The organism is Methylocystis sp. JAN1 (genome assembly GCF_052186135.1).
Lineage (GTDB): Bacteria > Pseudomonadota > Alphaproteobacteria > Rhizobiales > Beijerinckiaceae > Methylocystis.
The window spans coordinates 778,065-804,167 of sequence record NZ_CP181499.1; the positions used below are offsets into that span (position 1 = coordinate 778,065).

Consider the following 26,103-nt stretch of genomic DNA (forward strand, 5'->3'; position numbering starts at 1 on the left):
TCAATTCCCTGGACGAGCCGCCTTCAAATTCGCCCGGCAGGGCTCGGGCGATGAATTCCGTTTAAGAAAAACCGCTTGAAGCTCGACCGAATTTTCCAGCGAGCGATCGCCTCTTTGCGTTCCCCAGCTATAGGCGTGGTCGAAGGCTGGCGACGGGATGAGCGAGCACCATCTTTCCAAGATTTCGATTTCTTGCTCCGCGGAAGGCGTGACGTAGCGTCCTCCGCCGTCGTTCGTCCAATTTCCTTCGCCAAAGGCTTGAAAGGTAGGAATGATGGCCGCAACAGGAATGCCCGCGTCGAGCGCAGCTTTCACGACGCGATCGATGGCGTCGAGGTCGCAACCGCCCTTTCCCTGGTTCAATTCGGTTCGACATGGATAGGCGGCGATCCCCAGAAAGTCCGCGCCGGTCGTGGCGGGCGTGTATCCTCGATAAGAGGGCGCGTCGAACGATCCCGAATTGGCGAGAGAGACAAATACTTTGGCGCCCGGCAAGTTTTCGTGAATCCAGTTCGACTCCGCTTTCAGCGTTGCTGGATCGCATGTGCGGGAGTAGGCGTCGTCTACGAGGTAGAAGCCCCAGAGGCTGGGTTTGCCGTTAAAAGACAGCGCCTTTGCCTTGAATTCTGGAGAAACGCCGCGACAACCTCCGAGCCAGACAAGCGCCCTTGCGTCGCCCCGCAATCTCTCCAGTTGAGCGAGACTGCCGACGTCGGCGAGAGTGAAGCCTATCCTCTCGGGCGCAAAGCGATTGGCCCGGTCGAAATTTCCGTTTGAGGCGAAGTGCAGCGCGCTTTTTTCGGCGAGGGCGGTCGCCGAAGCGAGGCAAAGACCCGCGAGCGCCGCGATGATCGGAAACACGACTTGCATGACGCGTCCCTCACCGCCTGCGGCCGAAGCGTGGAAGCGCGGCGAGCATTTCTCCGACGTCGCCATAGCCGTACGACGCGTGCTTCTTCATGTCGGCGCGCGTGAGCACGACGCCGGAGATAATGTCGCTTTTATTGACGCCGTCATATGGTCTCAGTTTCTTCAACGCGTTGACGACGACATCGGCTCTCGTTCGGCCCCAGCGCGCGACGAACATGACCTTGTCGACGAAAGCCGGGATCAGATGCGCTTCTGGCAGCTCCATCAGCGGCGATCCATCCACGATGATCCAGTCATATTCGTTATGGAGGTCGCGCATGGTCTTGGCGAGCTGATGATTTGCGAAAAGCGCCAGCGGCTCTGCAACGCTTGGCGCGATCTGCAAAAAGTCGATGCGAAGATCGGCGAGGCCTTGAACATGCAAAAGCGGGGAAGAGAGTTCTTCCGAGGGAAGAGCGAGGCTCTTTTGGTGGGAGAAGCTGTCGGCGACTCCGATTCGTTGACGACGAGTGAAGTCCAGATCGACAAGGAGCGTCCGCCGGCCCATCCGAGCGCCAGCGATCGCCAGGCATCTCGCCAATGTCGTCTTGCCTTCCCCCGACACGCTCGACGTGACAAGCACGCTCCTCGGCGCCGTCTCCCGCTGCGTGGCGTTCATCGACGAGAGAATAAACCGGACCGCCTCGAACAGGCTCCCATTCGGGTCGGAGAGTAAGAGTTGCTCCGGCGACCGCGCGCCTCTGCGTTGCTCCGGCAGGAACCCAATCAGCGGCAGACGAAGTTTTTCTTCAACGTCGTTCTCGCTTCGCAGAGACGTATCCGCGCGTTCACGCCAGATCGCCCAGGCGCAACCGCCTATCAGTGACAGGATCAGACCGGGAACGCCGAAAAGGATCGGGTGAGGCGTGCTCGGGGCCGAAGGAGGCGCGGCCGGGCTCATGACCTCGGCGTCCGGCTTGAGATTCTGCAATTGGCCGCGCAGATAGGTCTGTCGCCGCTCCAGCGCCGGCACGAGACTGCGCGTCGCCGAAGCGTCGCCAATCGTCTCCCGCAGCCGTTGGTCAAAGAACGCATTGCGCTGGATCGGGTGCGTCAGCATCGAGCGTGCTTCGGACGTGGTGGAGTTGACGATCTGGTTCAACGCGGTAATGCGGCGCGAAATCTGATCGAGTTCCTCGGTTATGCGCACGCGCCGGGCCTCGGCTCTTTCGGCGACATAGAGAGACATCACGCGGTTCGCGAAATCGGCCGCTTTTTGCGGAGTGTCCGCAAAGGCGTTGATGACGAACACGTAAGAATGTTTTTCGCGAATGACCTTTAGAATTTTCGACAGTTGCTTCGGGTCGGCGGCCCCGTCCTGCTCAGGCTTGAGCATTCTGGCCCAGACGCGGAAGCGCCGCTTGATTTCGTCCAGCCCGAACGGCTGAGGGGTGAGCAGCTCGGGCGTCAGAGACGGCTGGCCTTTGCCCACCTTGTAGCCAAGCGTTTCCTTCGCCGCCCTCTCCACGAGCGCCGGGGAGGTAAGCGCCAGTTCGTGCGTGTCCATAATGGGGTCGATGGAGTTTTCCTGCCGCGCGGCGACGCTTTCGGGACGGTCCGCGACCTCGTTGAAGGTTGCGGCCTTCGGCCATTTCTCGGGATCGATCACGAGGAAACCGCTGGACATGTATTTGATCGGGATAAGCAAACCCGCAGCCAGAGCGAGGGCGAACCCTGTCAGGCTGAAGAGCAGGATTGTCCATTTCCTCATGCGCAGGATGGCGAAAAGCTGCTGGACTTGAGCAGGCTGTTCGTGCGGTGGCAATTGGCCGGGGTCGACCGCGATCGGGAAAAGATCCTTATTGATGACGTTTAGCATAAAGCGAATACCTTATGTGAGGATGTTGCGGCTGAAAGGCGGCGTGTCGCACTGCGTTGTTCAGAGGTAAGGCAGAGGGCGATGGAAAACCAGTAAATTGGTTGTCGAAGATTAACGTTTGTCAGGCCGAACGTCGTGATCCCGAGCAAGGCGATCGCCAGGAAAATAGAATTCGCGTAAGCTTTGACGACAGCGTTCAGCAACAGCCACGCCAGCGCTAACGCAGCGATCAACCCGCCCTGAAGGTACATTTCCAGGAAGATGTTGTGCGACTCGAAATTCGCGGTGATGTTCACTTCCGGATGGGCGACATTGATATCGTTTGTCGTCCGCCTTTCGGAAATGATCTCGGACGGAATCTCGAGATGAGGGCCCGGGCCCAGGCCCATCATGGAGGCTTCCGCGCCGCGCTCCAGCGCGCGACGCCAGATCTGGACGCGCAGATCCGCTTCTTTGCCGACGCTTTCACCATTGTCTTTCGCGAGGCTGTTGACGATTTTCGTCGCGATCGAGTCGTCGCCGAGAAGAGGAGCGGCGGATAGAATGAGAAGAGGGACGGCGACTAGGCCGATCGCTCCCAGCGCCGACGACGTCGTCAAGGCTCTTCGCGAGAAGGCCCGTTCGAACAATTTCAGCGCGAAAAACGCGCAGAAGCTCATTACGGCGACACCGTGGAAGGTGTCGCTCTTCGACAGATGTCCGACGACGGCGGCGGTCGCGGCGAAGAGAAGGGCGAGGAGAAATCGACTCCAGGTTCGGGCGGTCTCCGCCTGGTTCAAGGACAGCAGCATCAGCGCCGTCGCCAGCAATGCGAGCTGGTTCGGATTTTCCGACCATCCGCGCAATCGATCCCAGTACCACGGCTCTACGTCGCCTATTTCGAAGAAACCGAACGCCGAAGCCAGTTGAACGAGAAAGAAGAAGGCTCCGAAAGAGCAAGTGATCCAGGCGATGCGATGGAGGCGCGCGCCCGCGTCCGGGCGCCAGACGAGCATCAGGCTGAGGGCCGCCGCCAAAGCGTAGGCGAAAATATCGTGCAGGACGAGCCCCGTATCATGGAGGTCCCCGATAAACATCGCCATGATCGAGCCGATGCACTCGGCCGTGACAAAGAGAGTCCAGAAAAGAAGTAGTTTCAGGCAGGGCTTCGAAATCGCGCCTTCGCCCCGCAAGAGCGCCAGCGAAGCGCTCGCGCAGAGCCAGCAAATCAACATCAGTTCCGCAGGCCCGACTGGCAAGCTGGCCAGACGAAGCTGTGTTGACGCGGTCAACGCGAGCCCTGCCGCCAATAAGGCGTCGACCAACACGCCGGACCCCAGAAGGCCTCTGTTCGCGATACGCATTTACGCTTCCTACGCTCGGGGCCGGTAAAATCCCCGTAATGCCTGATTAGAGTTCCGAACCTCCGGGATCTTGGTTCTGGGCGGGCAGATCATGACGACGCCTTGCCAGGCGGCGGTTCATCTTCTTCATGTCGCCTTTACGAACGACATAGGCGGGCAAAAGCTCTTCCTTGTGATTCTTGCGTCCGACATTCCGACGCTTCGGCCGGGCCGCGCGGAGACTCAGCGCGTGATGCGCGTTTAATCCGACCGGTCCCGGAGGCGTAACTTTGAACGAAGCGACCTCTTTGTTCGGAATTACCTCCCTCAGCATGCGCATCACGCTTTCGGGATCGAGCGTCGCAGCGGCGGAGCGCAGATAGTCACGCAAACCCTGCATGACATGGAGCCCTTGAATACGGGAACGTGCGAGGCGAATGCCCGCGACATCGGTCGTTTCCAGAATCTCATTCTCGTCGAAAAGCTCTTCGTGCAGCTTCTCGCCCTCGCGCACGCCGATGAAGGAAATCGGAATGTCGCGGTCGGGCAGATAGCCGGCGAGGGATATCATTCTGCGAGCGAGATCGACGATCCTGATGGGCTCGCCCATGTCGAGCACCATGATGGCGCCGGCGGACTCCGCCCTTTGCATCGCGAAAGTGGATCCTTGAAGCACCAGACTCACCGCTTCCGGGATCGTCATGAAATATCGCGTCATACGCGGGTCGGTGACGGTGACCGGCCCGCCGTTCCTGATCTGCCGTTCGAACATCGGGACGACGGAGCCGCTGGAGCCGAGGACGTTGCCGAACCTGACGACCATGAAGCGCGTGGCGTTTCCCTTTTGCGCCCGAGAGGCGTCCATGGCCTGGCAATAGATTTCAGCGACGCGCTTTGACAACCCCATCGCGCAGTAAGGCTTCACCGCCTTGTCGGTCGAAATCATGACCACGGCCTCCGCTCCGGCTTCGGCGGCGGCGTCTGCGACATTAGCTGTCCCGAGAACGTTGGTGAGAATGCCCTCTACGGGATTCGCTTCAACCATGGGAACGTGTTTATACGCGGCTGCGTGAAACACCAGTTGCGGGCGGACCTCTCGCATGATCGCAAAGATGCGTTCGCGATCGCGGATCGACGCGAGGATTGGTCTGAACGCGCGGTTTTGATCGTTCGCCGCGAGCTCTTGCTCGATGTTGTACAGATTGAACTCGGCATGATCGATTGAAACCAGCTTCGCCGGCCCGTGGCTGAGAAGCTGCCTGCAGAGTTCCGAGCCGATGCTGCCGCCGCCACCCGTGACCAGAACCGTCTTGCCCCGAATGAGGCTGTCGATGGACGAGAGATTCAGCGCGACCGGCTCGCGTCCGAGGAGGTCCGTTATGACGACCGGCTCGAAGTCGATCTTTCCCTCCTTTCTGGACAGTACCGCGTGGATGTCCGGGAGACGCACGGCCCGCAATTGCGCCTTGCTCGCCGCATCGACCAAAGCTCGAACCTTCGCGCGCGGCACGCCATTGGTCGGGATGACCAGCGTGGAGACGGGAACCGAAGAATCGCGCAGGAAGTTGGCGATCTCTTCGAGCCTGTCCGAAACGCCGAGAACCCTTACGCCTCTTATGCTCCTGTCATAGCTCGCCTTATCATCCTCGATGATGCCGACGACGTGGTAGGAGGGATTCGACGTTCCTCTCAGCGACCGAAGGAAAGCGTCGGTTTCCGACGTGGCGCCGTACACGAGCAGATTCTCGCGTTCGGCGGGCGCTTCTTTCGCATTCCGGATTTGATCCAGCCCCAGCGGCAGCTTCCCCTCGAGCGACGCCCGATACAGGACGCGCACGCCGCCAAGCAATGTAAGGATCGCGCAATAGGCGGCGATCGGCGACGACCATGAAAGAGTCGCGGACGGCGTCAAAGACGCTTGAAGCGCGAAAAAGATCAAAACGGCAAGCGCCACATCCCGGCAAAGCTGGAAAACGTCGGGCACGGAAACGAAGCGCCATGACCGGAAAGACAGGCCGGTCGCCAGGTAGACGCAGCCAAAGGCCGCGGCCGACAGCAATGTGGTTTCGAGTATTGTGCTCGCGTGGACGTAAATACTTTTAGGATCGACTAATCCGATTGCGAAGAGAACGCCTAGCGAACTCAACGTCGTATCAATTGAAAGACGACCAGCGCGCTTTAACTCGACAGAATCGAGCATGACTGAAAACATAGTCATTCTGATACTCGCTAAAAGACGCTACATACGGACGTGACAAAAGAGACGTACTTTTGTCAAAAATTATTGTTAAACGATTGTAAATTTTATGCAAGCGATGCCTGTGAGTTTCCCGCTAAAACTCTGATTAATAACATCAGAATCAAGTATTCGTAAGCTGAGCTATAAGCGCATACTTAAGCATTCACGCAGTCTGGCTAACGGCGTCAATTGAGGCGATTTTTTGCTCGAACCTTCATCGTTCAGTCGAGGCTTGGCGAGGATTGGCGCGATCGGGGTCCCGCTTCCAACGAAACAACCTGATTTGTCCGCGCCTTAATTTGGGCGAATCTCCCTCGCGCGATTTATCGGGGACGCGCAAGCGAGAGGCATAAAGCAAGACAAGCTTGATCGCCTTCAGATGCGTGCGCGCTGGCCGCTTCGGTCTTGCACAAGATGTCGCGCCCGGAAAGCAGCGGCAGGGCGCGTTACGCTCGGCGAGGCCTTTGACAGTTGAAGCGGCGCGCGCAGGCTACCGATCGCGCGATTGTCCCACGAACCGATCGTGCGCTCTGTTTGAAATCCTGGTTTTCAGACTAGCGTGCGCGACGCGCGCGTTCCGGCTCGACAAGTTCGTATCTGATCAGAAATCTGAGGGCTCTGCTCCAGGACTCGTCCGTCTCCCCGCGGAGGTCCGTTTGAGAGACATGGACGAGCTGACCCGTTCGGGCGTCTCGGATGCGCAACTCCAGACATTGCTCCATAACGCTGATCTTTCGGAAAAAGCCGACAAAAGACATGTCCGCGCCGAGGTCGCGCGCCGCTTCCGCATCACATCCGTTGCATTTGCGAAGCCAATGTTCGGCGACCATTTGCGCGCCCGATCCGCTAACGTCGACGATCTCGAACAAGCCCGACTCCGCGAGCAAATCGCGGGTGAGTCGCGTCATGCGTTGAAGGCGCGCCGTTTCGGCGACGCTTTCTCCGGCGAGCGGACCGCCGGCGCTGAAATCGTCCAGCTCGAGAGCGAAGACTGCGAGCTTGATCGGTCTTCGCGCCTCGTCGGCGGGGCGCGCGCCCGAAAACGGCGTAAGGACGAGCAGAACCGCAACGCCGAAAGCTCGGACGCGCGCGAAAGGCGGGACAGCAATCATTTCGTTTCTCCGCTCATTGCGTCGGCGGAGTTATGCTTCCTTGCGCGGTTGAGCGCGTCAGCGTTTTGACCGATCGCCCTCGGGCAAATCGCCCGCGTCGCCCTAACTGGCGCGGCTCAATTCGCGTTCTCGACTTCGACGATCCCGGCGCCGATCGCGAGCCAGACGAGATGCGCGTCCGTTCGGGCGCCGATCTTGGATTTGATCTGGTAATGATAGTTTTGAACGGTCTTGGCGCTGAGATTGAGAAGGGCGGCGATCTCCTCGGTTGTTTTTCCCGAGGCGATCATCCTGAGAATTTCGGTCTCTCGCGGTCCGAGGCTCTCGACGAGAGAGGCGCCGTTCCCAATTCGCTCGGCGGCGATCTCGCGCGCAATGTCGTCGCTCAAGGCCCGGCCTCCCCGGGCCACGTTTGCGACCGCCTTGATAAGCTCGGTCGCGTCGCTGCTCTTCGTCACATAGCCCGCAGCGCCCGCGTCGAACGCCTTCAGGGCGAAGGCCGAGCCGCAGTGCATGGTGAAGACGAGAATGCGGGCGCGCTTATCCCATTGCCGGATGTGGCGGATCGCTTCGAGCCCGCCGGCGCCGGGCAGAGAAAGATCCATGATCGCGACGTCAGGCGACACATCGCGATAGATCTGATAGGCGGCGCCCGCATTGTCGGCTTCGGCGACGACGCGAAAGCCCGGCTGGCGCTCCAGCAACCGGCGGTAGCCCTCGCGCACGATCGGGTGGTCGTCGACGAGAAGGATGGAAACCCCGATCATGCCGGCGCGAATCCCGCGGCGCCCAATTCGCCCCTCTGTGCGAGCGGAATGCGGGCATCGACCCTGAGGCCGCGCGCGGCGCGGCCGATGACGAGGCTGCCGCCCAGAGCCGTGACGCGCTCGCGCATCCCGAGAATTCCGTGACCGGAGGAAGCGCTGACGCTTGCGGGATCGCCCCCCGCGTCGTCCTCGATCGTCATCGAAATATCCGCGGCGCGCGAGATCCGAAGGCGGATGTGGTTCGGACGGCCGTGGCGCATCGCATTGGTGAGACTCTCTTGCGCGATACGATAGACGCTCGTTGCGACCGCCCGAGGCAAGGCCGCGAGATCGCCTTCCAGATCGAGATGCACGATGGCGCTCGCGCCCGCTCGCGCGTTCCACCCGGCGACGAGTTGAACAAGACACATCTCCAGCCCCAGTTCTTCCAGATCCTGCGACCGGAGCCGTGCGAGCGTCTCGCGCAGCGTTGTCATCATACGTCTTGCGGCGTTTGAGATTGAACGCGCGTCCTTTGCGAGATCGGGCCGGTCCTGGGCGCCCGCCTCGATGGCGGCGGCGAAGGCGAGGGCGGCGGTCAGGCACTGGCCGAATTCGTCGTGGAGGTCGCGGGCCAGCGCGCGACGCTCTTCCTCCTGCACCTCGAAGAGGCGCTTGGTGAGCGCCATGCGCTCGGCGTCCGTCCGGGCGAGCCGCTCGGCGAGGTCGTTCACCGCGCGCGCGATGAGGCCGAACTCGGCGGTTTCGCGGGTTTCGATCGGGCGTCGGTAGTTCCCGCCTTCGAGTCGCCGGAGCCCCGCAATAATGGTCTGCGTTGGCGCGAGCGCCTTTGCGATCGCCAGGGCGGCGAGGAGACAGATCGCCAAGGCCATGGACCCCGCGACGCCAAGCACGATGGAAATCTGGCCCCAGGCTTGCCGGATCGCCGCCTCGGCGTCGGCTGTCGCGACCACGGCGCCTGTTTCAGGCTGCCGGATAGTGAGGCGGCGGGTCGCCGGGACTTCCGGTCCAAAGATCGCCCGATATCCCTTCGCGAACCATTCCGGGGCCGGCGCGCCGACGCCTTCCAGCCGGCTGCAAAGCTTATGAGGCTCTTCTCCCGCCGGCGCGTAAGCGATGCATACGCCCGGCGAGACAAGCTTGAGGGTCGCGAGCGACTCCCAGTTTGGAATGGGCAGGACGCCGTCACGACGCATGCTGCCTCGCCAAAGGATTTCGCGCCAGAAGAGATTTTCGAGTTCGAACGCCGCGCGTTCGGCGGTCGCGGCGGTTTCGGAGGCGACGGTCTTGTGCGCCTCGATCATCACGAAACCCGACGTCGCCGCGAGCGTAGCGACCACGATCACGACAAGCTGCGCGATGAGTCGAATGACGAGGCGCATGAACGATCCTCCGCCGCCTTGCTGGTTCTGAGAATTCTAGACGCGCAATCGCCCGACGCCAACATATCGGGAGGCCCGATCGCCAGGTTCGGGCAAATTGCCTAAACGGCGGCGCATCGCGGGGGCGACGAGGTCAGGCGAATTTCCCGCCTGATTCGAGGCGAATCGCCCTGGAGGCGACGCTCGGAATCGCGACAAATTGTCGGCCGAGCGTTCAAAACAGGAGGATCGCCCTTGGCCGACTTGATTTTCGATGAGCGCAACATTCGCTGGAAGCAGATCGATGGCGTCGACCATCTGTCGCTGTCGGTGCTCGATGTGGACGGAGCGAACGGCGTCATCCATGTGCTGTTCAAATTCGCCGCGAAACGTCAGATCGTTCTGCACCGCCATCTGACGCTGAACAAAACGATGACCATTCGCGGCGAGCATCGGCTCTATCACGCCGACGGCCGCCTGAAGGAAGTCAGGCCGTGCGGGCGCTTCACCGTGGCGCAGCCGACTGACGAGCCGCATCGCGAGGGCGGCGGCGATATCGATGCAATCGTCCTTTTTGCGATTTATGGCGCCGGCGCCCTCTATGAGGCGCTTGACGACAGCATGAATGTCGCCATGACGCTTCGCGCGCAGGATTTCGCCGCGCTTTATGATCTCGACCAGGCCTGAGACCATGCCGCTCTCAGCCGTCGCCGTCGCCGGCGCCCTTTGCCTGTCGATCGCGCTGATCGAAGCATGGCTTCTTGTCGCGTTGCTCGCGCGCCCCGGCGGCGCGCTCCACCGCTTCCTGCCAAACCGGGCGGACCTCGTTCGCTCCCATGTCGACTATCTCATGATGGCGCTGTTTCTTTTTGTCTTCTACGGGCTTTGCCGTCTCGTCGAAGAGACGCCCGCGACCTGGCAGATTGCCGCGGCCTGCCTCGGAGCCTTCTTTAATCCCTTCGCCTTTCTCGTCCACGCCATGCGGCCGGACTTCAAGGAGGCTGCGCCTCCCGTCTTCTTCGCTGCAATCATCCTGAGCTGCGTCGCGACGACGATCGGCTTTGGGACGTTCGCGTGGGTGATCGCGATCGGCGCCCTGAGGGGATGGTAGGCGCATCCGAAGCGACAACCGCTTGCGGTGCAGGCTAACCCCAGCGTCGCTGGTTGTGTGACGATGTTCGTCCGGCGAATATCTGTTTTATGGGAACGTCGTCACCTGCTGCTGACGCAGCGCCGTCGGATCGAAGCGGCAGCCATGCCATGGACGCCGCAATCTTCAGAAGTTCGTTCGGGAGGAGGCGAGCGCGAACTCGGCTTCGTCAATTCCATGGGCGCTGCGCGGCCGTTAGCCTGCTTTTGGCGGTAGGCGCGAGCGAGCTCTATTCACAGCCCTTGCCGCCCCGAAGGCCGCCAGAGCTTGGGCCAGCGAAGCCGGCTCGCCCTGGCGAAGGCGATGTGGTCGGCGCGCCCGATATGGGGGCGTGCCTGGATCGGCTGGCTGCTCTGGGCGTAGAGTTCCAAACGGAGACGGCGCCGTCCGACGGCGAGGTTTGCGCCGTCGCCATGCCGGTCCGGCTCCGGAGCCTGGTCGTTCGCCGCGGCTTCGGCTCCATCCAGCTCCCCGCGCGGCCACTGGTCGATTGCCGCTTGGCCGAACCTTTGGCGCTTTGGGTCGGCGGGGTGGTCGCCCCCATCCTCGCGGAAAACTTCTCCTCTGCTCTAAAGACAGTCGTGACAGGACCGGGCTTCGAATGCCGCAACCGCAACCGTGAAGCAGCCGGCAAGATCAGCGCGCATGCGATCGGGTTCGCGCTCGACATCTCGGGCTTCGAGTTGGCCAACGGGCGAGCCCTGTCGTTCGGGGCAAGCGGCGATCCGGCAGGGCAGGCGGTTCTCCGGACTGTGCGCACCGCCGCCTGCGGCTGGTTCACGACGGTGCTGGGCCCCGGTTCGGACGCGGCGCACGAAGACCATCTCCACGTCGACATTCAGCGACATGGAACCAGCGAGCGCTACCGGATCTGCGAATGAACCGGACATGTCGCCGGGCTGACAAAAATTGGCGCGAAGCAGCCCTTACGGGTGCGGCTGCTTCTGACTTATCTCCGCCTTGCCGAACATCCGCTGACGGGACGAGCGCCTCCACGCGCGGGAGCGCCGCGACAGCACGACGCCGCCGGCCTTCCATCGCAGATCGGTTTGCACCGAAAGGGCGAGCGCGTCGTCGACCTCAATATCAAGAAAAACCGGCATTCTTCACAATGTCGAAAGCAAGTGATGAGAATCTGAGCTAGACTTTCAACGGGTTTATGCGGAAGTATTCTCTCGTGGGACAACAGGACTCCAAGATCATGATGACGGACGATGGGATCGCCGGTGCCGGCGAAAGAAACGAGGGAGGCCTGCTTGGGCTTCGGTCGGGGCGTCTCAACCGCCGGTCGTTTCTGTTCGGCTCCGCCGCCGGTTTCGGCGCGCTGGGCCTCTCCGGCTGCGTGACGTCCGACGACATGGGCCGCGCCGAGGCGGCGAAGTTTTACGCGGCCGTGCCGAACGAGAAATTTCCGATCCCGGCGGTCGATATCGGCAAGATCGATCCGAAATATTTTCGCCAGACGGTGCGCTACGACACCAAAGAAGCGCCCGGCACGATCATCATCGATCCCGGCAAATACCATCTTTACCGCATCGAAGGCGACGGAATGGCCACTCGCTACGGCGCCAATGTCGGCCGCCCCGGCTTCCTGTGGAGCGGCGAAGTTTATGTTGGGCGCAAGGCGGAATGGCCCGTCTGGACGCCGCCCAAGGAGATGATCGCGCGCCAGCCGGAGGCGCGCCAATATGCCCGCGGCATGCCGGGAGGTCTGGACAATCCGCTCGGCGCCCGCGTGCTCTATCTCTATAAAAATGGCGTCTACACGGTCTACACAATCTACAGCACAAGCGACCCCGAGACGATCGGGACCGGCATTACGAGCGGCTGCACCGGTCTCCTCAGCCAGGACATGATCGACCTCTATTCGCGAACGCCGATCAAGACAAAGGTAATCATGTTGCCGGCGTAGCCGATGGCGTCAACCCCCGGCCCAGGCGCCGCCGGCGCCAGCAGCGCAAAGAACAGGGCGGTTCGTTAGAGTCACGGCGATTGCGGGCGGCGGCCGCTTCAGCCTGGAACGGGTTGATCGTCCCACCGAGCGGTAACCACGCGGCTCCGCTCCCGCTTCGCGCCAAGCAACGCCCGAGCCCACGTCTCCCGGCGGCGCGTGTCTGTCCATCCGAAATTGGAAGAGGGAGAATGGCGCCGCCACCCTGGCTCGAACGGGGGACCCCCAGATCCACAAGCGCGGGTGCAGAGTGTTGTGGGCGTTCAAGAGGCGACAAGCGGGTGCGTGGGAGGGCAAGAAAAAGAGAGTGGCGGCGGTCGAACGCACGTGCACAGTGCACGGATATGCACGCGCGTGGAGCGAGGAATCTGTAACCGAGCGCTCTGCTTGGCAACAAAAACGAAAAATCGTGTCGGCCTTCGCCCAGCGCCTATCGAAGCGCGCTCGCGCTAGCGCGAGAGCTACGTCAACCCAATTGAATCCCCGCGCACTCGGGGAAGCTTGTTCTACGGCCAGCGCACGCTGATCGGCGGCGGTTCATCCCCGCGCATGCGGGAAACGCAGCGAGTGCGTGCGGCCGATGCCGTATGTCTCCGGTTCATCCCCGCGAATGCGGGGAACGCCCAATCGACGCCGTCAAGCCCGCTCCGCAGATCGGTTCATCCCCGCGCATGCGGGGAACGCAAGAACTCCACCAGCGAACGCGGCTCGCCATCCGGTTCATCCCCGCGCATGCGGGGAACGCGTTATTCGGGCGCGGCTTAAGGTGGCCGAAGCTCTAGCAAAGGAGATGAGAGATGCGCAGCCGCATCGTTGATGGAATCGAGGTCACGACAAGTTCCGGCAATGTGTTTGCCGACTTGGGCTTGCCGGACGCTTAAAAGCTGAAAGTGAAATCCGGCCTGGTGATCGAGATCGCCAAGGCAGTGCGTCGGCTTAATCTTACACAAGAGGAAGCCGGGCGGCGCATGGGGCTTCCGCAACCGAAAGTGTCGTCGCTCCTACGCGGCGACTTCACAAATTTGTCGGAACGGAAACTGATAAAGTGCCTGACTCGACTTGGCTACGACATCGAAATCAAAGTGAAGCCGACCGCCGATCCAGTCGGCATTTGACGCTTGCGGTTGCTTGAGGGCGAGGGAGGCATCAATTCCACCGGCCGCCGCCATCCGCCGCGGCCTGCCGGTCTTGGCGCGCGGCGTCTTGCAGAAACCCGATCCGCCGTCGCGGGCGGTTTCTCCATTCAGACCAGGCCGGCGCGCCTGCGGCGTTGATGGCGCGCCATTCAAAAAATACAATCATGGCAGCGCTCGGCGCCAGACCCGCAAGAAGCCCCAACGCAACGTTTTGCAAAGTAAAATCGGGCTTCTGCTTGAATGTAGCGCCTCCGCGCGAGATCGTCGCCGTAGAGCTCACTTTCCTCGATCCGACCGGCCGCAGAAAGGCCGACGTTGAGAAGCCGCGCCGGGCGATTGGCCCGCTCGGCCAGGGCCTCTTGCGCACGGCGCCGGCCGCGCGGCATATCGGCCTCGCCAAAGGGTTCGAGACGTCCTGGGCCGCATCCCTCCTTCACAACGGCCTGCCGGTTTGGGCGACGCTCGGCGCGGAGCGATTCAATGTCATCACCCTGCCCGAGATCGTGAAGCGCGTGACAACCTTCGCTGACCATGACGCGCCCGGCCTGGCCGCGGCTCTCTCCTTCTTCGACCGCCATCCAAATCTTGACGTGGATCTTTGCTGGCCCTCAGCGTTCGGTTGTGACTTCGCCCACATTTGGGAAGCGACGACAAACGTCGATTGTATCTCTACGTCACTTCCGGCTTACGAATGTCCGAAAATATTGTGAGATTCGCCACCCCACGCTTCTAAGCCGCTTACTCCGCCAATTTAGTGACCCGAGCATAAATTGTTACTGCGTTGGGGGTTGGATATGGATTCTATTACCCGCCCTTGAAGGCCGGCGATGAGCGCGAATTTCCTCAATCACTGCAATGGCGTCAAAGACCGCCGCGTTGCCGGGATGACGACCGACCTGCCAGAAGAAGTCTTGCTGACGGTTTTCATCGGGCTCTGGAGGATTTTGACAGGACCGTCATGTAGGACCAAGGACCAGCTTGATTGGCCGCCTTTTCGTTATGGGTCGTGAGCCTTCAGGCAAAAATTTCCTGCGCGGCGGCGAGCGAGGACAAGACCTTGATCCGCTCGACGGCGTCATAATCCTCGCGCACATGCCAAACGCCGACCTCTACATCTTCAAGCGCGACGCTTCAAAAATCCCAATCAAGCCAATGCGTCTGAAAGCCGTGATCAGCCTAGACTTCCGAGCCGCGTCGCTCGAATGTTAACGACTGGAGGTGATCCCGCCATGTCGCGCGAGGACAAGCGACTTGCAATCGTGTCGCAATTAGATATCGTTGTGCGAATTCGTCGTCTCCGCGGCTCGGCGGCGCAATGAAAAATCCGATAAAAGTTTTTACGGTCTGTCTTCTGCTTTTCTGCGTCGTCGCTCGCGCCGGCATTTTCGTTTCGCCCATCGAGCGAAGTCATTTGTTCGACTGAACGAACGCAGTCGCCGCATTCCCCTCACGAGCGCCATCACTGGGGTTTCTGCTGCGCCGCTTCCTGCGGCGGCTGCATCGCGAGCCTCGCGCCCATATTTGAGACAATGGCGACCCCGCGACGACGGGCGAGGGTCGCCGGCTGGGACAATTCAAACCCCGCCTCTCTAGGCTCGCAACAATTCCGCATCTCCAAAGCGCGCGGGCCGCCGCAAGGCTAGATCGCGCGCGTATATTGCTCGTCAACGTCGGCGGAACGTCGAGCGGGCTTCGACGCGCTTTCGTTCATATGATTTTCGACAGCCTGTCGCAGGCGGCCGCCTGCGATATGGCGAAGTCCTATTGCGCTCGCCCCGCTGGTCGCCGATCGGGGCGCTTCCATTCGCTTTTTGCGAGGCGGCTTCATGATCCCTCTTCCTTCCGGCGTTCTTGGCGCCGATCTGTCAGAAATAGAAAGCGCTTGCGACGCGTGCGGTCGAAAGACGGAGGCGGATCATGCCCGCGCGTGATCGCCTGCTCTCCAACCTTTATCGGGCGCATGCGCGAGAGTTGCGACTCTTCGCGCGCCGCCGCGTCGGCGATCAGGCCGCGGAAGATCTCGTCCAAGACGCCTATCTGCATTTGATGCAAATAGACGAAGTCGAGCATCTCAAGAGCCCTCGGCCGTATCTTTTCCGGACTGTTTTGAATTTGGCGGTCGACTCGCTTCGGAAGGATCGAAGGCGCGGCCACGTTTCCGGAATAAAGAGGCCGGAGACCGGCTCGCAGACCTACGATCCAGGCAAGGCCAATGAAAACACAATGCTGGCCAGCCAGCTTTGGAAAAGTCTCGCGGAACTGCCGCCTGCTTGCCAGGACGCTTTCCTTCTTCAGCAGATTTTCGCCATGAACCATCCCGAGATCGCTCGGAAGCTGAGGATTAACGTCCGAACGGTTCAGCGTCACGTTCGAAAAGCCATGGATCATTTGCAAAGCCAGTTGGGAGAATTTCCCTGCTATCGCGATTGAAATCGGCGTGCGACGTGTGGCCCCGTCTCTTCGTCCGATGTGGCGACGATGCAACAATCGAAGCGTTCGGCGAAGGCAGGTCATTGTGTCATTGACAAGACAAGAGGCCTTCCGATAAGCAATGCTTATGCGGCAAAATTCATTAAAATGGCGGAATTTCATGCGCGCGCCCCTCGCGCGCGCCGCCATCGCCATATTGTTTTTCGCCGCGCTTCTCATTGCTCAAACCGGCAGCGTCCGTAAGGGCTTATTCAGCGATCTCGTTGGGGCTTCGGCGCCTGCCGTCGGCTTCGTCTGCAAAACGGATATAGGCGACCATCGGAAATCGCCGCACCCCTATCAGCATCATCATTGCGGCGCCTGTATCCTCGGCGAAAAGGACGACGGAATCGACGCGGCGGCGCTGCTGACCGTTTTGATTGCCGTGCTTGTCCCGCAGTCCGAGACAAGCGCGCCATGGCTCCGCGGCCGAAGCGCGCTTCCGCCGAAGGCCACGAGGTTCAGCGCTTGGTCTTCCCGAGCGCCGCCGCTCTTCTTCTCCTGACAGACTGAGCGCAGCCCCCCGGTCGCCGATCCGTCGGGTCTGCTCCCCTTTCGTCTTGCGTTCGCGATCTCCGCGAGCGGGGAGAAGAAGACATGCGTGCATTTTCTATTTTCATTGGCGTCGCCACGACGATTGCGACGTTTGGCGGCGCGCGCGGCGAACCGAACGGCCATCAGACTGAAAAACAGAGCGTCGCGATACGTTTCGCGCTCGTAGCGGGAAAGCAGCCGGCGGAATGCAGCCGCGACATTCATGGTTTGGGGACCGGCGGAAAGGCCATCCAACTCCATGACGCGCGCCTTTACGTGTCGGACGTCGCGCTGATCGACGGCGCCGGGCGCGAGGCGCCCGTCGAGCTCGAACAGAACGACTGGCAATACGCCAATGTCGCTCTGCTCGATTTCGAGAACAAGACCGGCAAATGCGTGGGGACGGAAAGCGTCAACGACACGATCAGGGGCGTCGCGCCGACCGGCCGTTACAAGGGCGTGAGCTTCGTCGTCGGGGCGCCCAGCCTTGCAAAGGCGCCGGACGGAAAAGAAGTCGTCCTCAATCATTCGAATTTCGCGACAGCCCCGGCGCCGCTCGATCTCCAGTCCATGAGCTGGAACTGGCAGGGCGGGCGCAAATTCATCAAGATCGAGCTCGATCCGGAGGGCGGCGTCACCCGGCCGCCGCCGCCCCCGCGGCCGACGCCGTCAAATGCGGAAGCTTCCACGCCTTCGGCTGACAAGCCGGACGCGCCGGCGATGGCCGACGCGCCCAGGACCGCGCCCTTGCGCGTCAATGACGACGGCACGATCACCGTCGCCACATGGATGCTTCATCTCGGCTCGACGGGCTGCCGGGGCGACGCCGTAAAGGGCGAGATCACCTCCTGCGCGAGCCCAAATCGCATCCCCGTGCGGTTCTCCTCCTTCTCGCCGGCGCGCCAGAAAATCGTTCTCGATCTCGAAGCGCTCTTCGCCGGGATCGATCTCGGCCGAGACAAAGGATTTTCGACGGGCTGCATGAGCGGTCCGGGAGACCCCGAATGCGTGCCGATGTTCGAGAATCTCGGCCTGCGTCTGAAGGAGACCGCGCCCGACGCGAATGATTCCGGCAAGCCGTCCGGCGTCGCGACGAAGATCTTTCGCGTGGAGGGCCTGAAATGACGCCGCAAGCTTTACTTCTCGCTCTTCTGTCCTTGACGTTGCTTGCGACGGCCGCGCGAAGCGAGCCGCCTCAAGGCGCGGCCGCCTGGCGCTGGACATTGCCGGATTTTCTGCCGCCGCCCCGCGAGCCGGCCGACAACCCAATGTCCGAGGCGCGCTTCCAGCTTGGACGAAAATTGTTCTACGACGCGCGCCTGTCGGGCAACGGCAAAGAGAGCTGCGCGAGCTGCCATTTGCAAAAGCTCGCCTTCACGGACGGGCGCCCGGTCGCTATCGGCGCCACCGGCCAAACGACGCCGCGCAACTCGCCAAGCGTCGCCAACGCCGCCTGGCGCGCGACATTGACCTGGGCGAATCCGGCCTTGGTGACGCTCGAGCGGCAGATGGAAAATCCGTTGTTCGGCGAGGACCCCATCGAGATGGGCGTCAACGACGATAATCGCGCGGAGATTCTCGCGCATTTCGAAGCCGATTCCAGTTATCGGGCGGCGTTCGCGCAAGCCTTTCCGAAGGAGGCGAAGCCGGTCAGCTTCGGAAACGTGATCAAGGCGATCGCCGCCTTCGAGCGCGGCGTGGTCTCGGCGTCCTCGAAATATGATCTCTATCTTTTGGGGAAAGCCAGTCTTTCGCCCGAGGAAACGCGCGGCAAGGATTTGTTCTTCGGCGAAAAGGCGGAGTGCCATCATTGCCATGGCAGCGTCAATTTCGACGATCAATTCTATCACGCGAAGACGCGGGAAATAGAGACGCCCTTTCACAATACGGGCCTCTACGACCTCGACGGAAAGGGCGGCTATCCTGCGCCCAATCGCGGGGTTTTCGAGAACAGCCACAAGCCGGAGGATATGGGTGCGTTCCGCGCGCCCAGCCTGCGCAACATCGCCGTGACGGCGCCTTACATGCATGACGGCAGCGTGGCGACGCTCGAGGAAGTGATCGACATCTACGCCGCAGGCGGGCGCAATGTCTCGAACGGTCCTCTCAAGGGCGACGGACGCCGCAATCCCAATAAAAGCGCCCTGATCGTTCCGATCGAGCTCACCGCGCAGGAGAAGAGCGATCTGATCGCCTTTCTCAAAACGCTTACGGACGAGACGCTGCTGACGTCGCCTCGTTTCGCCGATCCTTGGGCCGCCGCCGCAACCTCAGCGAACAGCCCGAGCGGGATTCAATCCAAATAACTGCAAACCCCTTTTAAGAAAGAACTACCATGTCTCTGCAAGCGACCCTGACGCGCGGCGTTTCCGCCTGCGCCATCCCCCTCGTTTTGGCCGCCTCCAGCGCAAATGCGCAGCAGACCCTGCCCCGCATCGAGATCGGCGGCGGGCGCCGCGACGCCGGCGCGCGCGTTCCCAGCCGGCCCGCCGCGCCCGTCGTCGCGACGTCCTCCGCCCAGCCCGCCGCCCCCCAATCCGTCGCGCCCGGATTTAGCGCCGCTCGCGCCAAACTGCCGATCTATCGCGATCCTCCCGGGCAGAGCTTTACGACGGTGTCCGGCGGCTTTCTCCGCACCACTCCGATGGCGACGGTGCAAGAAATGCTGCGATACAGCCCCGGCGTCTCTTTCAGTCAGGGCCTGACGCCGCGCGATCTGATCGTCTCTATTCGCGGCTCGGGCAACCGGCTGTCCAATGGCGTCCGCAACATTCAGATGTTCGACGACGGCTTTCCGATCGTGACATCCGACGGGAACAGCCGCACGGACATGCTCGATCCGCACGCCTATGGCGCCATCGATGTTTATCGCGGCCCCTCATCGGCCATGTTCGGCAATCACGCCTTGGGTGGCGCGATTAACTATCGCACCCGCAGCGGCGCGGAAATCGACGGCGTGGAAACCGGCTCGGAATTCGGCAGCTTCGGCTACATCAACAATTTCGCCAATGCCGGGAAAAAGCTCGGCGCTTTCGATCTCGCCCTCTTCGCTTCCGACATGCGCGGAGACGGCCATATATTGCATAGCGCCTATAATTATCAGACCGTCAATCTTCGGGGAAGCTGGGCGCCGACCGAGTCGGACAGATTCACGCTGAAATACATTTTCAACAACACCTTTTCGCAGATCGCACAAGCGTCTCCGATCCTGAGATACTATCTCAATCCCTTCCAGTTCGGCTGCGAAATCGCGACTGCGAACAACCCCTATTGCGCGAACATCCAGCAGCCAGGAAACGGCGTCTCGGGCGCCTTGGTTCCACAAAGCTTCTCTCAACTCGGCGCGCACCAGCATCTGAACCGCCACATCGCGGGGCTGAGATGGGAGCATGATTTCGACAATGCGACGACGCTGCGGACTCAGGTCACCTATAATTACCTCGATTACATCAACGGCACGGTCATTCCTCCGCGCTTTTCCTTCGGCGGACCGGTGCAGGTGCGCGGACCCGCGGTCGGCCTCAACGTGACGACGGACGTCACGAAGCACGGCGCGCTGTTCGGCTTTCCCGCCACGCATTTCCTTGGCTTTTTCTATGACAACACCAAAGCCACGAATCCTTCTTTCGTGCAGGTTCCGAATGTGTGGAATTGGGGCATGCCGGGCGGCGCGGCCGGCAAGGTCGATTCCTATCATTCGAATATCGGACTCCGCGCGCGAGAAGAGATCGCGCTCGCCGACGGCTTGACGGGCGTCATCGGTTTCAGCTCGAACTGGAACAGGGTCTGGGGCGTTAACACCGTCTATACCTACAACGCTGCAAGCCGATTGACGCTTCCCTATCAGGTCGCTCTCGATCGGGATTTCTGGAATACGGCGCCGGAGGCATCGCTTACCTATCGTTACAACCCGGAATGGCAGTTCCGCGTTCGCTATGCGGCGGGCTATGGAACGCCGAATTTCACGACGCTCACGACAAATTCCACGGGAAATGTCGCGACGGCCAACACGACTCTCAAGCCGCAAACCAATATGGGCGTCGATGTCGGCGTCGACTGGACGCCGCGCCCCGACGTCACCGTCAGCCTGACGGGCTTCAACGAATGGTACCGCAATGAAATTCTCACGCTTTCAACCGGCGCGCCGCTTCTGGTCAATTATTCGCTGAACATTCCCGCCGCGATCCATCGCGGCCTCGAGCTCAACGCCAATTGGCGGCCTTTCGAGGGCGCGGCTCTGACGGCGGTCTATTCGCTCAACAGTCAGTACATCACCGAAATGATGGAGGGGCTGCCGTCAGGCTCCGCGCCATCCGTCTATCTCAACCGCAGCGGCAAGAAAATTCCCAACGTGGCGCCGCACACGATCACGACGCGCGCCAGCTATGACATCCCGCACGGCGCCTACAAAGGTCTCGGCGCCTTCGTCGAATATGTCTTCAAAAGCGCCTACACGCTCGACGCCGCGAACCTGTCCAGTATTCCCGGCTACGGGCTCGTGAACCTGAACCTGCATTACAATCGGGACGTCGAAAACTTCTATTTCAGGAACATCGAGGTCTATCTCAGCCTCAACAACGTTTTCGACCGCCGATACATGGCCGCGACATTCATCATGCCGAACACGCTGACGGGAGGAATAGAGACGCCCGCCGCCATTTTGGCCAATGCGGCCGGCGGCGTCTATGCCGGGCAACCGCGCGCGGTGATCGGCGGCATGAAATTGAAGTTCTAGATCGAACGCCTTTCAAAGGTCTCGTCGAATCTATCGAGTGACAATGTCGGGAATCGTCGGTTCCCGATATTTTTTGCTTTGTCCGCGTCATTCCCACGATCGACGTTTTGTCGCGCAGATCGCGTCGCTGGACAGTGTGAAGGTCCGCCATAGCGGCGACGCTATCGGAAACGTGATTGAAGGCGCCTATCGCGTTTTGAACGCCAACTGGACCCTGTTGACCAAGGCTCAGTCCATGTGGCGCGTGACGGACGCGAAGGAAAACCGGGTCTGGACCTTCAAGACGATTGTGCCGTTCAATTATACCGGCGCGGAGCCGCATGCGATCGCGCGTCCGACCCAAATGTCGACGCGGGGCTATGTCTGGAACTACAATTACGACGCGACGGGCGTGCTGCTGTCGATCGTAGACAGCTATACGCCGACGCGCCGGCTGAAATCGGCGCAGGGCTATTACGGAACGCTCGGCTGGACCTATGACGCCAACGGCAACCGTCTGAGCGAGACGGCGAACGGCGTCACCTCCACTTACGCCTACCCCACGACATCGAACCGGCTGAGCGCGGTGACGCCTGCGGGACAGTCGGCGCGGACCTTCACCTATGACGCCTCCGGCGACATCGTCACCGACAGCCGCACGGGCGCGCTGGGCATGAGCTTCGAATATGACGCGGAAGGCCGGCTCTCCAGGGCCTGGCAGACCAACGCCCCGTCGCAGGGCGCGACCTATGGCTACGACGCCATGAACCGGCTGGTCTCGCGCAGGGCGACGAACGGATCGACCACGACGACGATGCTCTATGTCCACGACATCAACGACCACATCATCGCCGAGATGGACGCGGCGGGGGTGACGAAGCGGGAATATGTCTGGCTGGACGATCTGCCGATCGCGGTGGTCGACGGGGCCGACACGGCGTCGCCGGCGCTTTATTTCGTGCACACGGACCATCTTAAGCGCCCGGCGCGCATGGTGAACATCAACTGGTCCTGGGTCTGGGACGTGATCTATTCGCCTTTCGGTTCGGTGAGCTATCTGTGGGACGCGACGGCGAAGCTCGACATGCGCTTTCCGGGGCAATGGTTCCAGATGGAAAGCGGGCTCGCCTATAACTGGCATCGCCATTACGACGCCACGCCCGGGAGGTATGTGCAGCCGGATCCGATGGGACTGACGGCGTTCTTAAGCGATGGGCCGAATGCCTATCTTTACGTCGGAGGCAATCCGTTAGCGAAAAAAGATCCAACGGGGCACATCATACTTCCGCCGGACCCGAGTGGATTACCTCCAGGTTGGGTTCGTGATCCAACTCATCGAGACCCAAATGGGTCCAGGTGGCGATCACCTGGCGGAGGCTGCCTAGATTTCCATCCTGGCCGGCCGGGCGCTTCGGGACATGGCGGCAAAGATCATTGGCCGACTGCAACGGGCCAAAGGATTCAGAGCAGCGCGAGAAACATCGCTATCCGGGAGAGGATTGTCCTCAGCCCGACGATGACCCCGCGCCTGTTGTTCCACAAAACCCGTTCCAGAATCCGTTCAGGAACATGCCCTGGTGGCTTCCACTAATCCCGCTGATCCCGCTAATACCAGTCTTCTCGTAAATCGTATAGGCCAGCGAAGGGAACCGTATAGACATGGCATGCAAGAAAATCGATGATTTCAGAGCGTTCTTACAAGAATACGGATTTCTGCACGACGTCCGCGTACATGAAATCGCGCTCCATATAAAAAACGAATCTATAGCTATGTTTACGCCTGATCTTTCTGCCTCTATTCGATATTCAGATAATGAAGAGTTACCGCGTGAATCATGGATTGTATTCAAGAAGGTAAGTGAAGTGTATTTGGATATCGATATTGAGAACGGCCTACGAATATCCAGAGCTTGTCTAATTGATGGGAAAGAAAAGCGTATTGAGCTAGAGTTAAACGAGGGAGGAGGTGAGGCTAGTTGGAAAGCGCAGCGCGCAGCGATCAGTTTTACGTTCGGCTCTGTCGAAATCAAAACCGTGAAGTAAGTATCCCCCGGCAAAGCCGGGGGCTTTAAGATGTGAGCCGCTCATAGCGGCTGCGGGGTCGCTGACGCGGCCCCGATTTGCTTTGGCCGCCTAAAGGCGGCTGCGCGGTTTCATCGCCACAGGTTCAACTGCTCCAGGCGCGCATCCGCCTGTTCCTGGTTGCGGATATATTCCCGGATCACCTCTTCGTCTCGACCGACTGTCGAGACGAAATTTCCGCGCGCCCAGAAATGCTGGCCCACGAAATTACGACGACGTTCCGCATAAACCCGAGCCAGATGGATCGCGCTCTTCCCCTTAATGTAACCCACGACCTGAGAGACCGCATATTTCGGAGGGATCGCGATCATCATGTGCACATGATCCGGCATCAAATGCCCCTCCTCGATCCGACTTTCCTTCTGCGCTGCCAGTTTCCTGAATAATTCCCCTAAGTATCGGCGCAAATCCCCATACAACGCCTTCCTGCGGCATTTGGGAATGAACACAACGTGATATTTGCAGTCCCACCGCGTGTGACTTAAGCTTTCATACTCGTCCATCGTCGAATTTCCTCATCGTGTGCTTGGCGGCTCACGACCGGAATTTTCGACGGTGGACTGCCGAAAACGTCAAACTTCTACTGCCTCCCCGGCAAAGCCGGGGGAACTCCCTTACGGTTTAGACAAGATGGGGATTACGGAGAGCAACATGCTCGGCGGCACCCCCGATTACCGCTTTCCCTGAACGCCAGACCAATATCTCTTCACCTATACGCCGACGCGCCGGCTGAAATCGGCGCAGGGCTATTACGGAACGCTCGGCTGGACCTATGACGCCAACGGCAACCGTCTGAGCGAGACGGCGAACGGCGTGACGTCGGCCTACGCCTATCCGGCGACGTCGAACCGGCTGAGCGCGGTCACGCCTTCGGGCGGGACGGCGCGGTCCTTCGCCTATGACGCCTCGGGCGACATTGTGACGGACAGCCGCAGCGGCGCGCTGGGCATGAGCTTCGAATATGACGCGGAAGGCCGGCTCTCCAGGGCCTGGCAGACCAACGCCCCGTCGCAGGGCGCGACCTATGGCTACGACGCCATGAACCGGCTGGTCTCGCGCAGGGCGACGAACGGATCGACCACGACGACGATGCTCTATGTCCACGACATCAACGACCACATCATCGCCGAGATGGACGCGGCGGGGGTGACGAAGCGGGAATATGTCTGGCTGGACGATCTGCCGATCGCGGTGGTCGACGGGGCCGACACGGCGTCGCCGGCGCTTTATTTCGTGCACACGGACCATCTTAAGCGCCCGGCGCGCATGGTGAACATCAACTGGTCCTGGGTCTGGGACGTGATCTATTCGCCTTTCGGTTCGGTGAGCTATCTGTGGGACGCGACGGCGAAGCTCGACATGCGCTTTCCGGGGCAATGGTTCCAGATGGAAAGCGGGCTCGCGTATAATTGGCATCGGCATTACGATGCGACGATTGGGAGGTATGTCCAGCCGGATCCGCTGCGGGTGGACGAGAGGGAGGGGGAGGCGGTTGGCGGCCTAGTAACTCCGGCGCCACAACTGCGGAGATCGCCGCCCATGGCAGGTGATGCGTTAGGCGCAAATTTTGCGCCATTACCGCCAGATTTGATTAGACGAGCAAACTTCGTAGATGGTCCTGCTCTTTTCAGTTATGCTCGCCTTAATCCGATGGTCATAGTTGATCCAGCCGGGCTGGGTGGGTTAAAAGGCTTTGAAGAAATGAAGGTGCAGCAATTCTGCGGCCAGTTTTGTCAAGGTAAGGTGCTTTCAGAAATTCCCAGTCAATTCCTTGAGTGTTCTGTCGGAGACGTTATCGCGGCCGCTAAATCAGGAGATGCAACCGCGCGGAAGGCTTATAAGTTATTGAACGACAACCGGTTTAGAAAATGAGCCAGTCGATGATATATAAACTGCTTGATGCTCTTGACAATAGAGGGCTTCACTACTCTATATCAAGAAACAGGAATGATACTGTAATGATCGGTGTTGTACTTGTTGGCAAAAGGATTGAAATTGATGTATTCGAAGATAACCACATAGAATATAGTGTATTTTTTGGCGATGAGTCAGTTGCGTCTGATTTTTCAGACCTTATCAATTTGCTCGATGAGCAATAAGTTCTAAATTACAGCGAGATGACTATTGTATAATAGAGTGCTCGACGGGAAGGGATCGTTTCGAATAAATGGCGTGGTTCACAGCGGCTTCTTTTGGGGAGGCGGCCTTGGGTGTGATGGATCGATTGGTTTTGACGGACACAGCATAGGAGCGGATGGCTCCGCTGATCATAGGCCAGCCTGACCAGAAGGGCTCGACTGGCCGCAACAACCGGATGTTTATGGAGGGCGTGCTGTGGATCGTGCGCACGGGTTTCCCGTGGCGTGATCACCGTCCATCTCGGCCGTCTGGCAGGCACGGTGGCGCCCTTTCGGTAGCGCTCCGCTTGTGCGTTGGTTGAAGAAGCAAGGTGGTTGAGTTAAGGGAGGGCGCAAGCTTTACACTCCTTTGTTTCCTTCCCCGTCGACACCGGCGCCCTTCGGAATGAGAGAGATCAGA

Annotated in this window: 25 protein-coding genes and 1 pseudogene; 17 read left to right on the top strand and 9 right to left on the bottom strand. The window is 60.4% G+C overall.

What is annotated here, in order from left to right:
- Genes ACNHKD_RS03650 through ACNHKD_RS03660 form a run of 3 tightly spaced genes read right to left on the bottom strand, consistent with a single transcriptional unit; the run spans position 1 to position 3,519 of the window.
- Complete coding sequence (locus tag ACNHKD_RS03650) at positions 1-870, bottom strand: hypothetical protein (RefSeq protein WP_442755764.1); 870 nt, start codon at positions 868-870, stop codon at positions 1-3.
- 10 nt (positions 871-880) lie between these two features.
- Complete coding sequence (locus tag ACNHKD_RS03655; RefSeq protein ID WP_442755765.1) at positions 881-2,728, bottom strand: hypothetical protein; 1,848 nt, start codon at positions 2,726-2,728, stop codon at positions 881-883.
- Positions 2,722-3,519 (bottom strand): O-antigen ligase family protein, encoded by a 798-nt coding sequence (locus ACNHKD_RS03660; protein ID WP_442755766.1) that lies wholly within the window; start codon positions 3,517-3,519, stop codon positions 2,722-2,724. Before ACNHKD_RS03660 ends, ACNHKD_RS03655 begins: the two co-directional genes overlap by 7 nt.
- 114 nt (positions 3,520-3,633) lie before the next feature.
- On the opposite strand from ACNHKD_RS03660, the gene ACNHKD_RS03665 reads away from it, so the two are divergent.
- Positions 3,634-3,861: a hypothetical protein gene (locus ACNHKD_RS03665; protein WP_442755767.1), complete on the top strand. Its 228-nt coding sequence runs from the start codon at positions 3,634-3,636 to the stop codon at positions 3,859-3,861.
- Positions 3,862-4,117: 256 nt separating this feature from the next.
- Here ACNHKD_RS03665 and ACNHKD_RS03670 read toward each other — a convergent pair whose 3' ends face one another.
- From ACNHKD_RS03670 to ACNHKD_RS03685, 4 genes are all read right to left on the bottom strand, one after another.
- Positions 4,118-6,109 carry a polysaccharide biosynthesis protein gene (locus ACNHKD_RS03670; RefSeq protein ID WP_442755768.1) on the bottom strand — a complete coding sequence of 664 codons (1,992 nt, stop codon included), beginning with the start codon at positions 6,107-6,109 and terminating at the stop codon, positions 4,118-4,120.
- Between the two features lie 734 nt (positions 6,110-6,843).
- A complete protein-coding gene (locus tag ACNHKD_RS03675) occupies positions 6,844-7,401 on the bottom strand; it encodes a DUF3280 domain-containing protein (protein ID WP_442755769.1) in 558 nt (185 codons plus the stop codon).
- Between the two features lie 116 nt (positions 7,402-7,517).
- Positions 7,518-8,168, bottom strand: coding sequence for a response regulator (locus ACNHKD_RS03680; RefSeq protein ID WP_442755770.1), 651 nt, complete (start codon positions 8,166-8,168; stop codon positions 7,518-7,520).
- Positions 8,165-9,550, bottom strand: a complete 1,386-nt coding sequence (locus ACNHKD_RS03685; protein ID WP_442755771.1) for a HAMP domain-containing sensor histidine kinase — start codon at positions 9,548-9,550, stop codon at positions 8,165-8,167. Before ACNHKD_RS03685 ends, ACNHKD_RS03680 begins: the two co-directional genes overlap by 4 nt.
- Positions 9,551-9,784: 234 nt before the next feature.
- Here ACNHKD_RS03685 and ACNHKD_RS03690 point away from each other — a divergent pair, with 234 nt between their 5' ends.
- From ACNHKD_RS03690 to ACNHKD_RS03700, 3 genes are all read left to right on the top strand, one after another.
- Positions 9,785-10,216 carry a regulator gene (locus ACNHKD_RS03690; RefSeq protein WP_442755772.1) on the top strand — a complete coding sequence of 144 codons (432 nt, stop codon included), beginning with the start codon at positions 9,785-9,787 and terminating at the stop codon, positions 10,214-10,216.
- A 4-nt stretch (positions 10,217-10,220) separates the two neighbouring features.
- Positions 10,221-10,640 (top strand): hypothetical protein, encoded by a 420-nt coding sequence (locus tag ACNHKD_RS03695; protein ID WP_442755773.1) that lies wholly within the window; start codon positions 10,221-10,223, stop codon positions 10,638-10,640.
- Between the two features lie 344 nt (positions 10,641-10,984).
- Positions 10,985-11,560, top strand: coding sequence for an extensin family protein (locus tag ACNHKD_RS03700; RefSeq protein ID WP_442755774.1), 576 nt, complete (start codon positions 10,985-10,987; stop codon positions 11,558-11,560).
- Positions 11,561-11,605: 45 nt separating this feature from the next.
- On the opposite strand, the gene ACNHKD_RS03705 is transcribed toward ACNHKD_RS03700, so the two are convergent.
- Positions 11,606-11,782, bottom strand: a complete 177-nt coding sequence (locus ACNHKD_RS03705; protein ID WP_442755775.1) for a hypothetical protein — start codon at positions 11,780-11,782, stop codon at positions 11,606-11,608.
- Between the two features lie 98 nt (positions 11,783-11,880).
- On the opposite strand from ACNHKD_RS03705, the gene ACNHKD_RS03710 reads away from it, so the two are divergent.
- From ACNHKD_RS03710 to ACNHKD_RS03755, 10 genes are all read left to right on the top strand, one after another.
- Positions 11,881-12,591, top strand: a complete 711-nt coding sequence (locus ACNHKD_RS03710; RefSeq protein ID WP_442755776.1) for a L,D-transpeptidase — start codon at positions 11,881-11,883, stop codon at positions 12,589-12,591.
- A 965-nt stretch (positions 12,592-13,556) separates the two neighbouring features.
- A complete protein-coding gene (locus ACNHKD_RS03715; protein ID WP_442756832.1) occupies positions 13,557-13,745 on the top strand; it encodes a helix-turn-helix domain-containing protein in 189 nt (62 codons plus the stop codon).
- Between the two features lie 257 nt (positions 13,746-14,002).
- The gene (locus ACNHKD_RS03720; protein ID WP_442755777.1) at positions 14,003-14,476 is read left to right on the top strand and encodes a DUF7146 domain-containing protein; all 474 of its coding nucleotides are present in this window, start codon (positions 14,003-14,005) and stop codon (positions 14,474-14,476) included.
- Positions 14,477-14,744: 268 nt separating this feature from the next.
- Complete coding sequence (locus tag ACNHKD_RS03725; RefSeq protein WP_442755778.1) at positions 14,745-14,975, top strand: hypothetical protein; 231 nt, start codon at positions 14,745-14,747, stop codon at positions 14,973-14,975.
- Between the two features lie 708 nt (positions 14,976-15,683).
- Positions 15,684-16,196: an RNA polymerase sigma factor gene (locus tag ACNHKD_RS03730; protein WP_442755779.1), complete on the top strand. Its 513-nt coding sequence runs from the start codon at positions 15,684-15,686 to the stop codon at positions 16,194-16,196.
- Between the two features lie 636 nt (positions 16,197-16,832).
- Positions 16,833-17,894 (top strand): MbnP family copper-binding protein, encoded by a 1,062-nt coding sequence (locus ACNHKD_RS03735; RefSeq protein ID WP_442755780.1) that lies wholly within the window; start codon positions 16,833-16,835, stop codon positions 17,892-17,894.
- On the top strand, positions 17,891-19,075 hold the full coding sequence (locus ACNHKD_RS03740; RefSeq protein WP_442755781.1) for an MbnH family di-heme enzyme: 1,185 nt from the start codon (positions 17,891-17,893) through the stop codon (positions 19,073-19,075). The genes ACNHKD_RS03735 and ACNHKD_RS03740 overlap by 4 nt, the downstream gene beginning before the upstream one ends.
- A 29-nt stretch (positions 19,076-19,104) precedes the next feature.
- Positions 19,105-21,504 carry a TonB-dependent receptor gene (locus tag ACNHKD_RS03745; protein WP_442755782.1) on the top strand — a complete coding sequence of 800 codons (2,400 nt, stop codon included), beginning with the start codon at positions 19,105-19,107 and terminating at the stop codon, positions 21,502-21,504.
- A 172-nt stretch (positions 21,505-21,676) separates the two neighbouring features.
- Positions 21,677-23,074, top strand: a complete 1,398-nt coding sequence (locus ACNHKD_RS03750) for an RHS repeat domain-containing protein (RefSeq protein ID WP_442755783.1) — start codon at positions 21,677-21,679, stop codon at positions 23,072-23,074.
- A 68-nt stretch (positions 23,075-23,142) separates the two neighbouring features.
- Positions 23,143-23,526, top strand: coding sequence for a hypothetical protein (locus tag ACNHKD_RS03755; RefSeq protein ID WP_442755784.1), 384 nt, complete (start codon positions 23,143-23,145; stop codon positions 23,524-23,526).
- Between the two features lie 110 nt (positions 23,527-23,636).
- Here ACNHKD_RS03755 and tnpA read toward each other — a convergent pair whose 3' ends face one another.
- Entirely contained in the window at positions 23,637-24,068 is a 432-nt protein-coding gene (tnpA, locus tag ACNHKD_RS03760; RefSeq protein ID WP_442755785.1) for an IS200/IS605 family transposase, read from the bottom strand.
- 310 nt (positions 24,069-24,378) lie between these two features.
- Between tnpA and ACNHKD_RS03765 the strand changes: the two genes are divergently transcribed.
- From ACNHKD_RS03765 to ACNHKD_RS03775, 3 genes and pseudogenes are all read left to right on the top strand, one after another.
- On the top strand, positions 24,379-25,437 hold the full coding sequence (locus ACNHKD_RS03765; protein WP_442755786.1) for an RHS repeat domain-containing protein: 1,059 nt from the start codon (positions 24,379-24,381) through the stop codon (positions 25,435-25,437).
- Positions 25,434-25,664: a hypothetical protein gene (locus tag ACNHKD_RS03770; RefSeq protein WP_442755787.1), complete on the top strand. Its 231-nt coding sequence runs from the start codon at positions 25,434-25,436 to the stop codon at positions 25,662-25,664. Before ACNHKD_RS03765 ends, ACNHKD_RS03770 begins: the two co-directional genes overlap by 4 nt.
- Positions 25,665-25,819: 155 nt before the next feature.
- Positions 25,820-26,001 (top strand): annotated as a pseudogene (locus ACNHKD_RS03775) (transposase); the annotation flags it as partial.
- Between the last annotated feature and the right edge of the window lie 102 nt (positions 26,002-26,103).